This window comes from Enterobacter sp. MGH 24 (assembly GCF_000493015.1).
GTDB lineage: Bacteria > Pseudomonadota > Gammaproteobacteria > Enterobacterales > Enterobacteriaceae > Enterobacter.
Map to the genome: position 1 here is coordinate 2,192,671 of NZ_KI535657.1, position 15,800 is coordinate 2,208,470.

Sequence of the window (15,800 nt, forward strand, 5' to 3'; positions counted from 1 at the left end):
GCCCACGATGGGGCGTTTGAGAATTTATTATGCTAATCAAATTGTTAACTAAAGTTTTTGGTAGTCGTAACGATCGTACCCTGCGCCGTATGCGTAAAGCAGTTGCCGTCATCAACGGTATGGAACCGGCGATGGAGAAGCTCTCTGATGACGAGCTTAAAGCGAAAACGGCGGAATTCCGTGCGCGTCTGGAAAAAGGCGAAACCTTAGAAAGCCTGATCCCGGAAGCGTTTGCTGTCGTGCGCGAAGCGAGTAAGCGCGTATTCGGCATGCGTCACTTCGACGTTCAGCTGCTGGGTGGTATGGTGCTTAACGAGCGCTGCATCGCGGAAATGCGTACCGGTGAAGGTAAAACCCTGACCGCAACGCTGCCGGCTTACCTGAACGCGCTGACCGGTAAAGGCGTTCACGTCGTTACCGTCAACGACTATCTGGCGCAGCGTGACGCCGAAAACAACCGTCCACTGTTCGAATTCCTCGGTATGACCGTCGGCATCAACATGTCCGGCCTGCCTGCGCCAGCCAAGCGCGAAGCGTACAACGCGGACATTACCTACGGCACCAACAACGAATACGGCTTCGACTACCTGCGTGACAACATGGCGTTCAGCCCGGAAGAGCGCGTACAGCGTAAACTGCACTATGCGCTGGTGGATGAGGTGGACTCCATCCTGATCGATGAAGCGCGTACCCCGCTGATCATCTCCGGCCCGGCTGAAGACAGCTCCGAGATGTACCGTAAGGTCGACAAAATTATTCCACACCTGCTGCGTCAGGAGAAAGAGGACTCGGATACCTTCCAGGGTGAAGGCCACTTCTCCGTGGATGAAAAAGCGCGTCAGGTGAACCTGACCGAACGCGGTCTGGTGAAAATTGAAGAGCTGCTGGTCGCTGAAGGCATCATGGAAGAGGGCGAGTCCCTTTACTCCCCAAGCAACATTATGCTGATGCACCACGTGACCGCTGCACTGCGCGCCCACGCGCTGTTCACCCGCGACGTCGATTACATCGTAAAAGATGGCGAAGTGATCATCGTCGATGAACACACCGGCCGTACCATGCAGGGACGTCGCTGGTCTGACGGTCTGCACCAGGCTGTGGAAGCCAAAGAAGGTGTGGATATTCAGAATGAAAACCAGACGCTGGCGTCTATCACCTTCCAGAACTACTTCCGTCTGTACGAGAAGCTGGCGGGCATGACCGGTACTGCTGATACCGAAGCGTTTGAATTCAGCTCAATCTACAAGCTGGATACCGTGGTTGTTCCAACCAACCGTCCGATGATCCGTAAGGATATGCCGGACCTGGTGTACATGACCGAAGCGGAAAAAATTCAGGCGATCATCGAAGATATTCGCGACCGTACTGCCAATGGCCAGCCGGTTCTGGTGGGGACCATCTCCATCGAGAAATCCGAAGTGGTTTCGCACGAGCTGACTAAAGCGGGTATCAAACACAACGTTCTTAACGCCAAATTCCACGCCAAAGAAGCAGACATTGTTGCGCAGGCGGGTTATCCGGCTGCCGTGACCATCGCCACCAACATGGCGGGTCGTGGTACCGATATTATGCTGGGCGGTAGCTGGCAGGCTGAAGTGGCGGAGCTGGAAAACCCAACGCCAGAACAGATTGCGCAGATCAAAGCCGACTGGCAGGTTCGTCATGACGCCGTTCTGGCTTCCGGCGGTCTGCACATCATTGGTACAGAGCGTCATGAATCCCGTCGTATCGATAACCAGCTGCGTGGCCGTGCAGGTCGTCAGGGTGATGCCGGTTCATCCCGCTTCTACCTGTCTATGGAAGATGCGCTGATGCGTATTTTCGCCTCCGACCGCGTATCCGGCATGATGCGTAAGCTGGGCATGAAGCCTGGCGAAGCGATTGAGCACCCGTGGGTGACTAAAGCGATCGCTAACGCACAGCGTAAAGTGGAAAGCCGCAACTTTGATATTCGTAAGCAGCTGCTGGAATATGATGATGTGGCTAACGATCAGCGTCGCGCGATTTACACCCAGCGTAACGAACTGCTGGACGTGTCCGACGTGAGCGAAACCATCAACAGCATCCGCGAAGATGTGTTTAAAGCCACTATCGACGCGCATATTCCGCCGCAGTCTCTGGAAGAGATGTGGGATGTTGAAGGCCTGCAGGAACGCCTGAAGAACGACTTCGATCTCGATCTGCCAATCAAAGAGTGGCTGGATAAAGAGCCTGAGCTGCACGAAGAGACCCTGCGTGAACGTATCTTTGAAACCGCGCTGGACGTTTACAAGCGTAAGGAAGAGGTCGTTGGCGCTGAGATGATGCGTCACTTCGAAAAAGGCGTGATGCTGCAGACCCTGGACTCCCTGTGGAAAGAGCACCTGGCGGCGATGGACTACCTGCGTCAGGGTATCCACCTGCGTGGCTATGCGCAGAAAGATCCGAAGCAGGAATACAAGCGTGAATCCTTCTCCATGTTTGCCTCTATGCTGGAATCACTGAAGTATGAAGTGATCAGCACCCTGAGCAAGGTTCAGGTGCGTATGCCGGAAGAAGTGGAAGCGATGGAACAGCAGCGTCGTGAAGAAGCAGAGCGTCTGGCACAAATGCAGCAGCTGAGTCATCAGACCGACGACAGCGAAGCCGCAGCGGCGATCGCCGCGCAGACCGGCGATCGTAAAGTGGGTCGTAACGATCCGTGCCCGTGTGGTTCCGGTAAAAAGTACAAGGCGTGCCACGGCCGTCTGAGCTAAGTTCATAAAAAAACAAAAAGGCGCAGATTTCTGCGCCTTTTTTATGGAAGTGACAATATGAAAATACTGCAAATTGCCGTTGGGATTATTCGCAACCCGCAAAACCAAATCTTCATCACCCAGCGCGCTGCCGACGCCCATATGGCGAACAAGTGGGAGTTTCCGGGCGGTAAAATCGAGTCAGGTGAAACGCCGGAAGAGGCGCTGGTTCGGGAGCTTCAGGAAGAGGTGGGGATCACTCCGCTTGGCGCAACGCTGTTTGATAAGCTTGAATACCAGTTCCCGGACAGGCACATCACGCTGTGGTTCTGGCTGGTGGAAAACTGGGAAGGTGAACCCTGGGGAAAAGAGGGACAGCCGGGTAACTGGGTGGAACTTCAGGCAAGTGATGCCGAAAAATTCCCGCCAGCCAATGAGCCCGTGATCCTGCGGTTAGTCGCACAACCGTAGGCCTGCTGAGCGAAGCGCCAGCAGGCTTTACAGATTACTGCTGGGTTTCACTCCAGTCATCGCTGTCCGAGAGATCGCCTTCGCTTGGAATGCGTTTCTCTTCCGCCGCCCATTCGCCCAGGTCAATGAGCTGACAGCGCTTGCTGCAGAATGGGCGGAACGGACTCACTTCGCCCCAGACAACGGTTTTGCCACAGGTCGGGCAGCTTACGGTGGTGACATCAGACATCGGCACTCCTTAACAACAGGCCAGTTCAAAATCGAGACGTTCCGGCACGGTGCCATTTTCACTGTCCAGCGGCATAAACCGAATCGCAAAGCGGCTCTTATGCCCGGAAATCTGTGGGTAAAGCTGTTCACCAAGAGACAGATTGAGACGCAGAAGATCGGCATCATCACCGTTATCCTGGAAGAAACCATTCAGGCTGGTTTGCTTGCGGAACGGCGCAGAGTTACGGATCAGATCGAGGATCAGCGACAGCGTCTGGTGCATTGGCTCCAGGCTTGCCAGCCAGCTGTTCACCTGCGCGTCACGCTGCGCCTGTGGCATATGTAGCCACATGTGCAGCGTCGGCAGGTCGAAGCTACAGCAGCCGCCAGGGATGCTAAGACGCTGGCGCACCAGGCCGATCAGACGATCTTCACGCAAGAACTGCCCGACGCGCGGCGCGGCCATCAGGATGGCGCTACTGCTTTTCAACTGCTGGCGGAGCGCATCGATACGGCTCTGATCTACGCCGGGGACCTCTGTCCATGCCTGCAATTTACGCTGCTGGCGCTCCAGCTCTTTGAGTAATTCTGTGCGGACATCGCCGCGTTCAATCACATCCAGCAGATCGCCCACGTTGCGGAAGAAATGCAGCGCCGTGGCATGATCGTTAACAGGCAGATGTTGTGAAAGCTGTTGAATAAGGAATTCGATGCGCAGCCAGGTGCGCATTTTTTCGTTGAGCGGATGCTCAAAAAGGATGTGTGTCGACATTATGGTTTTTCCTGTGCAACGGCCTGCGCGGCGAACGTCAGATACTGCGCGTGCAGACGGGCAACATCCGATGCAATGGCATCTGGTGCGCCGTTATTATCAATGACATCATCCGCCACGGCAAGGCGCTGAGCGCGCGTAGCCTGAGCGGCAAGAATTTGTTCAGCATGCTCCCGCGAGACGCGATCGCGCGTCATGGTTCGCTGAATTTGCGTTTCGGGAGAGACATCAATCACCAGCACCCGATCGGCTTTCTTCTGCAGCTGATTTTCAACCAGTAGCGGAACCACCCACAAGACATAGGGCGAGCGGGCTGCGGCAATCTGACGCTGAGTTTCCTGGTGGATGATGGGGTGGAGCAGGGCATTAAGCCAGACTTTTTCTGCAGAATCGGAAAAAATGCATTCACGAAGCTGGCGGCGATTCAGTGTGCCATCAGTATTGATGATGGCCGAACCAAAATGTTCTGCGATGGCCTTTAGCGCGGGTGTATTGGGCTCTACCACCTGGCGGGCAATGATATCGGCATCAATAATCGTGATGCCTAAACGAGAGAACGCGTCCGCAACGGTACTTTTGCCACTACCGATGCCGCCGGTTAATGCGACGATATACCCCATTAAATCAAATCCTGGGAATTATTCATTATTAAAATCAGTTGATTAAAACTCTTAGGTGCGCCAGCAACTGTTTAGCCCCGTTTACCGGCTTTTTACCAGGTAAATTTATAGGATTGTAGCGTAAAAAAAGAGAATTTCGCAGTCTTGCGGAGCAGGTATTAGTGCGTATGATAACGTCACTGGAGTTGTGCTTTTAACATATTTGCCTCTAACCCCAGGAATCCGCACATGCGTATCGAAGAAGATCTGAAGTTAGGTTTCAAAGACGTTCTTATCCGCCCTAAACGCTCTACACTGAAAAGTCGCTCAGACGTTGAACTCGAACGTCAATTCACCTTTAAGCATTCCGGTCAGACCTGGTCTGGCGTGCCGATCATCGCTGCCAACATGGATACTGTGGGAACCTTTGAGATGGCAACCGCCCTGGCACAGTTCGACATTCTCACCGCCGTTCACAAACACTACAGCCCTGAAGAGTGGAATGCGTTTGTTGCGTCCGCGTCTGCTGACGTGGTGAAGCATGTGATGGTCTCCACCGGTACCTCCGATGCGGATTTCGAGAAGACCAAACAGATCCTGAACGCTAACCCGGCGCTCAACTTCGTTTGTATTGACGTGGCGAATGGTTACTCCGAACACTTCGTGCAGTTCGTCAGCAAGGCGCGTGAGGCCTGGCCGACGAAAACCATCATCGCGGGCAACGTGGTGACCGGCGAAATGTGTGAAGAGCTGATCCTCTCCGGTGCAGATATCGTGAAGGTGGGTATTGGCCCGGGCTCCGTGTGCACCACACGCGTCAAAACCGGCGTCGGTTATCCGCAGCTCTCCGCAGTCATTGAATGTGCCGATGCGGCGCACGGTCTGGGCGGCCAGATCATCAGCGATGGCGGCTGTACCATGCCGGGCGACGTTGCAAAAGCCTTCGGCGGCGGCGCGGACTTCGTGATGCTCGGCGGTATGCTGGCAGGCCACGAAGAGAGCGGTGGTACCGTTGTTGAAGAAAACGGCGAGAAATTTATGCTGTTCTACGGCATGAGTTCTGAATCCGCGATGACCCGTCACGTCGGTGGCGTGGCAAAATACCGTGCGGCAGAAGGCAAAACCGTGAAGCTGCCTCTGCGCGGCCCGGTTGAATACACCGCGCGCGATATCCTCGGCGGCCTGCGCTCGGCCTGCACCTACGTTGGGGCATCCCGCCTGAAAGAGCTGACGAAACGTACAACGTTTATTCGCGTTCAGGAACAGGAAAACCGCGTATTCAATAGCCTGTAATGGCTTCAGCTGGCGCATGCCCGTGCGCCAGCACTGTTCTGCACTAACCCGCGCTCATCGCATCCCCCAGATGGAAAATCGGCAGGTACATTGCCACCACCAGCGTGCCGATGATGACCCCTGTCACAATCAGAAGCACCGGCTCGAGAAGTGCCGCCAGATTATCTGCCCGCTGGAAGGTCTGTTCCGTGTGATGCCGGGCGAGGTTTGCCAGCATGATGTCCAGCGCACCTGACATTTCGCCGGTTCGTAAAAGCTGAATGCACAGCGGGGTAAAGATGGCCGCTTTCTGAAAGGATGACCAGACGGGGAGACCTTTTTCAATCTCCTCCCGAACGCTGCGAAGTATTCCCCGCCAGTAACAACTTTCAACGGTCTCCTCTGCGCTCTCCAGGCCCTGTAAAAAGGGAATACCTGCCTGCTGCGTGAGTGACAGCACGGTAAAGATGTGTCCCAGCTTTTGACCTTTTGCCAGTGCGCCCAACACGGGTGTCTGCATCAGCATGCGCTGCCAGCGAGGGTTCTGTCGCAGAGCCCAGGCGGCGGCTAAGGGCGCTAATAACGCGGCGAACAACGTGAGGGCATATGACTGCATAAATGCGGCCATCCCCATGACCATTTGCGTCAGCAGCGGAAGCGGAGTGTTAAACGTTTTGTAGATAGCGGCAAACTCTGGCAAGACCAGGGTGACCATCGCCAGCACCACGAGCACGGCCAGGGTCAGGACGATCGCCGGGTAGCGCAGCGCCTTTCTCACCTTCGCTCTGAGCTGCTGCTGCGCTTTTTGCTGCTTTGCGAGCTGACGACAGCACTCCTCCAGCTTCCCTGTTAGCTCACCGGTTTTCACCATCGAGACATGCAGTGGGCTAAAAACGGCTGGCCACTTAGTTAGCGACTCAGAAAAGGGGGCTCCCTCACTGAGCTCATCGGCAATGCTTTGCAGCAGCGCCTGCCACGGTTTTAACGGATGTTGTTCTGCGAGCATCTGCAGGCTGTGGGACAGTGTCAGACCAGCCTGCAGAAGCGTTGCGAGCTGGCGAAACATCTCGTAGCAGTGCTGTGGCCGCCAGCGGTGTCGCTGAGCGCATCGGGTCAGCGTCAGTGGATGGAGGTCGCTACGCATCAGCCTGGTGAAGGCGGCTGCATGGTCTGTGGCCCAGAGCGTCCCGCTTCGGGGTTCTCCTTCCTGGGTGAGCGCTCGCCAGCGCCAGAGTTGATTAGCAGCCATCCGGCATACCCAGGACGCGCACCAGCTCTTCGATCGTGGTCAGCCCTTGTTCGACGGCCATGCAGCCGTGCTCAAAAAGAGAAATCATTCCCGCCTGCCGGGCGCCCGACTCTATTACTTCTGTTCCTGCCCCGCTGGCAATGGCCTGCCGCAGGACATTGTCGATCGCGAGTACTTCAAAAATGGCCACGCGGCCATAAAAACCGTGATAACAGCGATCGCAGCCTACAGGCTGCCAGCGTGGAAGCGGTCTGGGCCATACGGCGCGCGGTAATTCAGCATGTTCGCTGGCTTCCCGATGACAATGTGGGCACAGACGCCGGACCAGCCGCTGGGCAATCACCATCGACAGCGCGGAAGATATCATCCAGCGCGCCACGCCCATCTGCTCCAGGCGAATCAGGGTTTCCGTCGTCGAGTTGGTGTGCAGCGTCGACAGCACCAGATGCCCGGTCTGGGCGGCATTAAGGGCAATGTCTGCCGTTTCACCGTCACGGATTTCACCGACCATAATGATGTCTGGATCCTGACGCAGCAATGCCCGCAGCACGCTCTGGAATGTTAAACCCGCCCGGGGATTAATCTGCGTCTGGTTTAATCCCGCAAGGGGGATCTCAATGGGATCCTCCACGCTGCAGATGTTGACGTCAGGGGTGTTACGTACCTGCAGTGCGCTATACAGCGTCACGGTTTTGCCACTGCCGGTAGGGCCGGTGACCAGAATTAGCCCCTGCGGCTGGTGGAGGACCTCATTAAAACAGGCCAGCTGTTCAGCACTCATGCCAAGCGCTTTTGGCTCGAGTGCCTGCTGAACCTGATGCAGAAGACGCAGGACAATTTTCTCGCCACCGCTGCAGGGAAGCGTCGCAATTCGAAACGAGACCGCGCGTTTGCCAGCTCAATCGTAAACTGGCCGTCCTGAGGTAAACGACGTTCTGAAATATCCAGGTTACCCAGCACTTTTAAACGTGCGCTGAACAGGCTTGCCAGCGAGGCGGCAAGCGGAGGCTGGGGACAAAGAACCCCGTCGATGCGTAAACGGATCTGGCACGCGTGCTCCATCGGTTCGATATGAATGTCGGAGGCGCGCAGGTTGATTGCCTGCTGCAGCGTGTGGTTGAGGATATCCACCGTTGAGTGTGTTTGCGAAACGACGGGCAGATGCGATTGTGACAATAGCTGCCGGTGTTTTTCCATGCGCTCAGCGCTCCAGCACTCAATATCAATCCGTTTCTGGGTCGCGAAGCGCAGCGCCTCCATGAGTTCAGCCGCGGGGCTGCCCACGACGGCGATGCTGACCATGTCACTGTCGCTGGTGAGCAGCAGAGCGTGATGGCGCAGACAAAGCGCCACGAGTTGATCGGTATTCATCATCCGCTCCTCAGTTATTGTCGAAGCGGAAAACGTCTTCGCAGGCCTGTTTCAGGGCGCTGTCAGCACTGATGCTGCAGTCACGCGTCCAGCCCGTCATACCGTTGCCGTCGCTCCACCGTGGCGTCATGGTTACCGTCAGCCCGGTAAGACTCTCCTGTCCTGTTAAGGTCACAATCCCTTTCGCCACGCTCATTCCTGAAACGTAGCGTGTCGTGGTGGGGGAAGGGATACCGTTACTGCCGGCGTCGCAGCTCTCCACGCCACCGTGATCCAGCGCGCATAGCTCAATGGCCGTACGGTAGGGAACGAAGGTTTGCAGCATATCGGTCAGCGCCGCCTTGCGCAGGTAGTTCTGATAGGCGGGAACGCCGATGGCGCTCAGAATCGCAATGATACCAATGACCACCATCAGCTCAATGAGTGTAAAGCCTTGTTGTCTGTCCATATCTGCTCCTTATGCAAAGTGGCGCTACTTTGTCAGCGAGAAAGAGCAGAAACGAGAGGCAAAAAAGGGAACGGGAAGAGGGCTTCAGAGAATTTATTCAGTGTTGCAGGGAAGAACAGCGGATCTGCGAGCGGGGCTGAAATTCCCCTCTCCGGGTGGAGAGGGGAGAATGCGTTACTTGAAGCGCATTGAGAGGTCGAGGGCGCGAACGTGTTTGGTCAGCGCGCCGACGGAGATGTAATCCACGCCGGTTTCGGCGAATTCACGAATCGTTTCGAAAGTGACGTTCCCGGACACTTCAAGCTGGGCCCGGCCGTTTGTCAGTTTTACCGCCTCGCGCATCAGCTCCGTTTCGAAGTTATCGAGCATGATGATATCGGCCCCGGCCTTAATCGCCTGCTCCAGCTCCTCCAGGCTTTCGACTTCCACCTCAACAGGCACATCCGGGTGCAGCCAGAAGGCTTTCTCCACCGCCTGACGCACGGAGCCAGAGGCAATAATGTGGTTTTCTTTAATCAGAAAGGCGTCGGACAGGCCCAGGCGATGGTTTGCGCCGCCACCGCAGAGCACCGCATACTTCAGCGCGGTGCGCAGGCCCGGCAGCGTTTTGCGGGTATCCAGCAGCTGGGTCCGGGTGCCGGCCAGCAGGTCAACGTAGCGACGCACTTCACTGGCCACGCCTGAGAGCGTTTGTACAAAATTGAGCGCGGTACGTTCGCCGGTCAGCAAGACGCGGGAAGGACCGTCCAGTTCGAACAACGGCTGGTTGGCCGTGACTGCATCGCCGTCTTCAACATGCCAGGTGACCTGTACATCATCGCCCGCCAGCTGGGTAAAGACCTCTTCAACCCAACGTTTTCCGCAAAAGACGCCGTCTTCACGGGTGATAATGACCGCGTGGGAGCGTGTCTCTTTTGGCAACAATTGTGCGGTAATATCCTTTTCAGCATTAACGTCACCGCCCAGATCTTCTTTCAAAGCATGGGAGACGCTTGCCGGAATATCCATATTAATACGTTCCAGAAGCGCTTCACGTCGGTGGTCGGGGTTGTAGCGGCGAGGCGGCATGATAAAACTCCAAATTGGTAACGAATCATAATATTGAAACATGCTACTCTGAACCGAGTCATTGCACCATACAGAAGGAGTTCCAGCATGTTGTTAGAAAACGGATGGCTGGTGGATGCGCGGCGTGTGCCCTCGCCGCACCACGATTGCCGCCCGGAGGATGAAAAGCCCACACTGCTGGTGGTTCATAATATTAGTCTCCCGCCGGGTGAGTTTGGCGGTCCGTGGATCGATGCGTTATTCACGGGAACGATTGATCCCGATGCTCATCCCTTTTTTGCTGAAATTGCACATTTGCGCGTATCGGCTCACTGCCTGATCCGTCGCGATGGTGAAGTGGTTCAGCATGTTCCCTTTGACAAGCGCGCCTGGCATGCCGGGGTGTCGAAGTATCACGGGCGCGAACGGTGCAATGATTTCTCCATTGGGATCGAACTGGAAGGCACGGATACCACGCCCTACACCGATTCACAGTATCAACAGCTAGCGGCTGTGGCCCGCGCGCTTACTGGACTCTACCCGGCTATCGCCGACAATATCACGGGACACAGTGATATCGCTCCGGAGAGAAAAACCGATCCCGGTCCGGCCTTTGACTGGCCCCGTTTTCGCGCCATGCTCGCCGCGTCGTCAGAATAAGGAGATACCATGACGTTGTTTACCATGCTGCTGGTTATCATCGCTGAACGCCTGTTCAAGCTCGGCGAGCACTGGCATCTGGATCACCGGCTGGAGGTGCTTTTCCGCCGGATTAAGCATTTTTCTATGCTGCGTACGCTGCTGATGATGGCAGGGGTGATGGTCATTACGTTCCTGCTCCTGCGCGCGCTGCACGGACTCTTTTTCAACGTGCCGCTGCTGGTGGTGTGGATCCTGCTTGGCGTGCTGTGCATTGGTGCGGGCAAGGTGCGTTTACACTATCACGCATACCTGAAAGCCGCTTCCCGTGACGATGCCCATGCGCGCGGTGCCATGGCGAGCGAACTGACCATGATCCACGGCGTGCCGCCGGACTGCGACGAGCGCGAGTTTCTGCGCGAGCTGCAAAACGCGCTGCTGTGGATTAACTTCCGTTACTACCTGGCACCGCTGTTCTGGTTCGTGGTGGGCGGTCCGTGGGGGCCGGTGCTGCTGATGGGGTATGCGTTTCTGCGCGCCTGGCAGACCTGGCTTGCCCGGTATCTGACGCCGCACGAACGCCTGCAGTCCGGCATTGATGCCATCCTGCACGTGCTCGACTGGCTCCCGGTGCGTCTGGTGGGCGTGGTGTACGCGTTAATTGGTCACGGTGAAAAAGCGCTGCCCGCATGGTTCGCGTCTCTTGCCGATCGCCATACGTCGCAGTACCAGGTGCTAACGCGCCTGGCGCAGTTCTCGCTGGCGCGTGAGCCGCATACCGACAAGATTGAGACGCCGAAAGCCGCAGTTTCGATGGCGAAAAAAACCTCGTTTGTGGTGGTGGTTATCGTGGCGCTGCTGACGATTTACGGCACGCTGGTGTAAGCCAGCGCGCCGCAAAGGCTACAGCGTATCCGAGGGCGGGATGCCGAAATCAGGCATCCCGTTTTCATTCCAGCGGACAAGCTTCAGGCGGGTATGGCGATTCGGATCGTACAGCGGGTCGCCCTCAATTTCGGTGTAATTACGCGCGTGATACACCAGCACATCTTCCCCTTCCGGCGTTTGCGTAAAGCTGTTGTGGCCCGGGCCGAACTGGCGGTTCTCATAGCTGGTAACGAACACCGGATGCGGGGATTTGTGCCAGTTTGCCGGGTTTTGCGGATCGGCATTCAGGTCTATCCACAGTAGCCCCATGCAGTAGTTCTCGTCGGTGGCGCTGGCAGAATAGCTGATAAACAGCTTATCGCCGTGAACCAGCACCGCCGGGCCTTCGTTGACCCAAAATCCGCGACACTCCCAGTCATACTCCGGCTTGCTGAGCATCACCGGCTCGCCTTTCAGCGTCCAGGGGTTCTCCATTTCGCACAGATAAAGATTGGAGTTTCCGGTGATATCCGGCGCTTTTTGTGCCCACAGATACCAGCGTTTCCCCTGATGAACAAAGGTGGTGGCGTCCAGGGCGAAGGTGTCGAAAGGCGTTTTGATCTGCCCTTTTTCCACCCACGCGCCGGTGAGCGGATCGCCGCTGGCGCATTCGATGGCGAACATACGGTGCTGGAACATCCCGAGCGCGTCGAGCGCCTGGGTGTGCGTCGCGGCAAAATAGATGTACCACTTCCCGTCAATGTGGTGCAGTTCAGGTGCCCAGATCAGCTGACTCATCGGGCCGGTGTCGGGCTTGCGCCAGACCACCACTTCTTCGGCATTACGTAAGCCTTCCAGCGAGTCCGCGCGGCGGATTGCCAGCCTGTCGTACTCCGGCACGGAGGCAATAAAGTAGTACTGCCCCTCATGGCGTAAAATGTAAGGGTCGGCACGTTGTTCGATAAACGGGTTTGGCCAGGTTTGCATTCGGCTTTCCTTATTTAGTCTCAGCGGCTTTGAGTTCCTGTAAATCATTCAGCTCGCGGTAGTTAGCGCGACGCTTCTCCAGGTCTTCCTGAATGCGTTTCATCGTTTCACGGTCAACCTTCAGCAGACGTACCACGCCAGCGGTAACTAAGTATCCAATGCCGGGAATGACGGTAAACAGCAGCACGATCCCGTTAATGGCGTCCGCGCTTTGCGCTTTTGCACCTGCGTCATAACCGTACCAGGAGAGCAGGAAACCAACCATCGCCCCGGCAATCGCCAGCCCTAGCTTCAGGAAGAAGATGTTGCCGGAGAAGCTGATCCCGGTGATGCGTTTCCCGGTCTTCCACTCGCCATAGTCGTCCACGTCGGCCATCAGCGACCAGTGAAGCGGAGACGGGATCTGGTGCAGGATGTTCAGCAGGAAGTAGAGCACCACGATGGTGACGGTGGCTTTCGGGTCGAGGAAATAAAAGGCGGTTGAGAAAATCGCCAGCACAATATTGGTCCAGAAGAAGACCTTCAGCTTGCACCAGCGGTCGGTCAGCACTTTTGCCAGCACGCTGCCGAGCATCATGCCGACCACGCCCAGGCTGATAAACAGCGTGGCGAAGTGGGTGCTCTGGCCCATCACCCAGGTGACGTAATACATGGTGGCCGCCATACGGATAAAGCCTGGGCAGACGTTGCACAGGGTCAGGAGCAGAATGCGTACCCACTGGTCGTTCTTCCACACGTCTTTCAGATCGTTTTTCAACTCGTCGTTGGTCTGTACCGCCGGGCGCACGCGCTCGCGCACGGTGGCGAAGCAGAACAGGAACATGCAGGCTCCAATTAGCGCCAGGACGGTCATCGCCATCTGATAGCCTTTGGCTTTGTCATCCCCGCCAAACCAGTCGGCCATCGGCAGCAGCGTTAATGAGAGCAGCAGCGTGGCGATGCCGACCAGCACGAAGCGATACGACTGGCAGGCCACGCGTTCTTTTGGATCGTTGGTGATCACCCCGCCTAAGGAGCAGTAAGGGATGTTGATTGCCGTATAGGTCAAAGAGAGCAGGAAGTAAGTGACAAACGCATAGATAACTTTGCTGTTATAGCTCCACTCCGGCGTGGTGAACATCAGGATGCTAAACAGCGCGTAGGGGAAGGCAATCCACAGCAGCCATGGACGAAACCGGCCATATTTACTGCGGGTACGGTCGGCAATCGCGCCCATGATCGGGTCCGTTACGGCGTCAATGACGCGCACGGAAAGCAGCAGCACGCCGACCAGCGCAGGGGCGAGGCCAAAGATATCCGTATAAAAATAGTTAACAAACAGCATGATGGCACCGAAGATGATGTTGCATCCCGCGTCGCCCATCCCATAGCCGATCTTTTCTTTTACTGACAGTGTGTTGTTATCCATCGACAGCTCTCCGGTTTACGGTATGGAGAGAATTATTCGCTGGCAAAGGAATATATGCGTTGCAGTATCAGGGCGGTGATATGGATAAATGCGCTGTGGGCGTGAAAGTGTGAGGGAGGTAACAACGCGCGGCACCCGCAAAAGCAGGCGCCGCGGAGAGAGGCTTAGTGTGCTTTCATCGCATTACGGCTTTTCTGGCTGAAGAGATAGCCAACGCCCAGGATCGCAATCCAGACAGGGATCAGGTAGACGGAAATCGCCATGCCCGGCGTGATCAGCATGATCACCAGCACGGCCGCCATAAACAGCAGGCACACCCAGTTACCCAGCGGATAGAGCAGGGCAGGGAAGCGCGTAGTCACGCCCTGCTGCTGTTTCGCGCGGCGGAACTTCATGTGCGCCAGGCTGATCATCGCCCAGTTGATGACCAGGGCAGAGACCACCAGCGCCATCAGCAGGCCAAACGCCGATTCCGGCGCCATGTAGTTAATGAGCACGCACAGCGCGGTCACAACCGCCGAAACCAGAATCGTGTTTACCGGCACGCCGCGTTTATCGACGTTGAGCAGCGCTTTTGGCGCGTTCCCCTGCTGGGCCAGGCCGAACAGCATACGGCTGTTGCAGTATACGCAGCTGTTGTAAACGGAGAGCGCGGCGGTCAGTACCACGATGTTCAGGGCGTTGGCCACAAAGGTGTCGCCCAGCTCGTGGAAGATCAAGACAAACGGGCTGGTGTCAGCGGTCACGCGCGTCCACGGCAGCAGGGAGAGCAGCACGGCCAGCGAGCCCACATAGAAGATCAGAATGCGGTAGATAACCTGGTTAGTGGCTTTTGGAATGCTCTGCTCCGGGTTGTCGGCTTCAGCGGCGGTGATGCCCACCAGCTCCAGACCACCGAAGGAGAACATGATGATGGCCATCATCATCACCAGGCCCGTCATGCCGTGAGGCAGGAATCCACCCTGTTCCCAGAGGTTGCGCACGGTTGCCTGCGGGCCGCCGTTGCCGCTGAACAGCAGCCAGCCGCCAAAGATAATCATCGCCACCACGGCAATAACCTTAATGATGGCAAACCAGAACTCCATCTCACCGAACACTTTTACGTTGGTCAGGTTAATGGCGTTAATAATGACGAAGAACGCCGCTGCGGAGGCCCAGGTTGGGATCTCGGGATACCAGAACTGAATGTACTTCCCGACGGCGGTAAGCTCAGCCATGGCAACCAGAACGTACAGCACCCAGTAGTTCCAGCCCGAGGCGAAACCGGCAAAGCTGCCCCAGTATTTATAGGCAAAGTGGCTGAAGGAGCCAGCGACCGGCTCTTCAACGACCATTTCACCCAGCTGGCGCATAATCAGAAAGGCAATAAAACCGGCTATCGCGTAACCCAAAATAATGCCGGGACCGGCTGACTGGATAACGGATGCGCTGCCCAGAAACAGGCCGGTACCAATCGCACCGCCCAGTGCGATGAGCTGTATATGGCGGTTTTTAAGCCCGCGCTTTAGCTGATCGCCGTGCTGTTGAGCTTCCATTTGAAACCTCGTGTGTGGTTGTTATGTTCACGCTGTGCGTGTGTAATTATGAAAATCCATATTCTGTATTTATTTCTTTACGGTTAACGAGACCGAAAAAAGCGGAGATGGCTTCCGTAAGCGCAAGAATAGTGGTAAGCGCCTGCGAATGCACCTGCTTTATGAAGGGGTGATGACGACTTGAATAAAAAGAAAGCATTTGTAAATCGGC

General features: G+C 56.2%; 14 protein-coding genes and 1 pseudogene. 5 read left to right on the forward strand and 10 right to left on the reverse strand.

Annotation, left to right across the window (positions count from 1 at the left end; translation table 11 throughout):
- Positions 1 to 29 precede the first annotated feature (29 nt).
- Entirely contained in the window at positions 30 to 2,735 is a 2,706-nt protein-coding gene (gene secA / locus L370_RS11480) for a preprotein translocase subunit SecA (protein ID WP_023334510.1), read from the forward strand.
- A gap of 57 nt (positions 2,736 to 2,792) precedes the next feature.
- Positions 2,793 to 3,185, forward strand: a complete 393-nt coding sequence (gene mutT / locus L370_RS11475; RefSeq protein ID WP_023310403.1) for an 8-oxo-dGTP diphosphatase MutT — start codon at positions 2,793 to 2,795, stop codon at positions 3,183 to 3,185.
- Between the two features lie 34 nt (positions 3,186 to 3,219).
- On the opposite strand, the gene yacG is transcribed toward mutT, so the two are convergent.
- From yacG to coaE, 3 genes are read right to left on the reverse strand one after another with little or no spacing between them, the layout of a single operon-like run.
- Entirely contained in the window at positions 3,220 to 3,414 is a 195-nt protein-coding gene (yacG, locus tag L370_RS11470) for a DNA gyrase inhibitor YacG (RefSeq protein ID WP_023334511.1), read from the reverse strand.
- A gap of 9 nt (positions 3,415 to 3,423) precedes the next feature.
- Complete coding sequence (gene zapD / locus L370_RS11465) at positions 3,424 to 4,167, reverse strand: cell division protein ZapD (protein ID WP_023334512.1); 744 nt, start codon at positions 4,165 to 4,167, stop codon at positions 3,424 to 3,426.
- Positions 4,167 to 4,787, reverse strand: coding sequence for a dephospho-CoA kinase (coaE, locus tag L370_RS11460; RefSeq protein ID WP_023334513.1), 621 nt, complete (start codon positions 4,785 to 4,787; stop codon positions 4,167 to 4,169). The genes zapD and coaE overlap by 1 nt, the downstream gene beginning before the upstream one ends.
- Before the next feature lie 228 nt (positions 4,788 to 5,015).
- Here coaE and L370_RS11455 point away from each other — a divergent pair, with 228 nt between their 5' ends.
- Positions 5,016 to 6,059, forward strand: a complete 1,044-nt coding sequence (locus tag L370_RS11455) for a GMP reductase (RefSeq protein WP_023310407.1) — start codon at positions 5,016 to 5,018, stop codon at positions 6,057 to 6,059.
- Between the two features lie 43 nt (positions 6,060 to 6,102).
- On the opposite strand, the gene hofC is transcribed toward L370_RS11455, so the two are convergent.
- From hofC to nadC, 4 genes and pseudogenes are all read right to left on the reverse strand, one after another.
- Positions 6,103 to 7,287 (reverse strand): protein transport protein HofC, encoded by a 1,185-nt coding sequence (hofC, locus tag L370_RS11450; RefSeq protein ID WP_032666567.1) that lies wholly within the window; start codon positions 7,285 to 7,287, stop codon positions 6,103 to 6,105.
- Positions 7,277 to 8,661 (reverse strand): annotated as a pseudogene (gspE, locus tag L370_RS23810) (type II secretion system protein GspE). The gene hofC and the pseudogene gspE overlap by 11 nt, the downstream one beginning before the upstream one ends.
- Positions 8,662 to 8,668: 7 nt before the next feature.
- On the reverse strand, positions 8,669 to 9,106 hold the full coding sequence (gene ppdD, locus L370_RS11445; RefSeq protein ID WP_023334517.1) for a prepilin peptidase-dependent pilin: 438 nt from the start codon (positions 9,104 to 9,106) through the stop codon (positions 8,669 to 8,671).
- Between the two features lie 174 nt (positions 9,107 to 9,280).
- Positions 9,281 to 10,174, reverse strand: a complete 894-nt coding sequence (gene nadC, locus L370_RS11440; RefSeq protein WP_023334518.1) for a carboxylating nicotinate-nucleotide diphosphorylase — start codon at positions 10,172 to 10,174, stop codon at positions 9,281 to 9,283.
- 87 nt (positions 10,175 to 10,261) lie between these two features.
- Here nadC and ampD point away from each other — a divergent pair, with 87 nt between their 5' ends.
- Both ampD and ampE read left to right on the forward strand, forming a co-directional pair.
- Entirely contained in the window at positions 10,262 to 10,813 is a 552-nt protein-coding gene (gene ampD, locus L370_RS11435) for a 1,6-anhydro-N-acetylmuramyl-L-alanine amidase AmpD (RefSeq protein WP_023334519.1), read from the forward strand.
- 9 nt (positions 10,814 to 10,822) lie between these two features.
- The gene (gene ampE, locus L370_RS11430; RefSeq protein WP_023334520.1) at positions 10,823 to 11,677 is read left to right on the forward strand and encodes a beta-lactamase regulator AmpE; all 855 of its coding nucleotides are present in this window, start codon (positions 10,823 to 10,825) and stop codon (positions 11,675 to 11,677) included.
- An 18-nt stretch (positions 11,678 to 11,695) separates the two neighbouring features.
- Here the strand turns inward: ampE and L370_RS11425 are convergent, their stop codons facing one another.
- The 3 genes from L370_RS11425 to aroP all read right to left on the reverse strand — a co-directional run bounded on the left by L370_RS11425 (position 11,696) and on the right by aroP (position 15,589).
- Complete coding sequence (locus tag L370_RS11425) at positions 11,696 to 12,646, reverse strand: glycoside hydrolase family 43 protein (protein WP_023334521.1); 951 nt, start codon at positions 12,644 to 12,646, stop codon at positions 11,696 to 11,698.
- Between the two features lie 10 nt (positions 12,647 to 12,656).
- Positions 12,657 to 14,054 carry a glycoside-pentoside-hexuronide (GPH):cation symporter gene (locus L370_RS11420; protein WP_023334522.1) on the reverse strand — a complete coding sequence of 466 codons (1,398 nt, stop codon included), beginning with the start codon at positions 14,052 to 14,054 and terminating at the stop codon, positions 12,657 to 12,659.
- A gap of 164 nt (positions 14,055 to 14,218) precedes the next feature.
- Positions 14,219 to 15,589 (reverse strand): aromatic amino acid transporter AroP, encoded by a 1,371-nt coding sequence (aroP, locus tag L370_RS11415; RefSeq protein WP_023334523.1) that lies wholly within the window; start codon positions 15,587 to 15,589, stop codon positions 14,219 to 14,221.
- Positions 15,590 to 15,800: the final 211 nt, after the last annotated feature.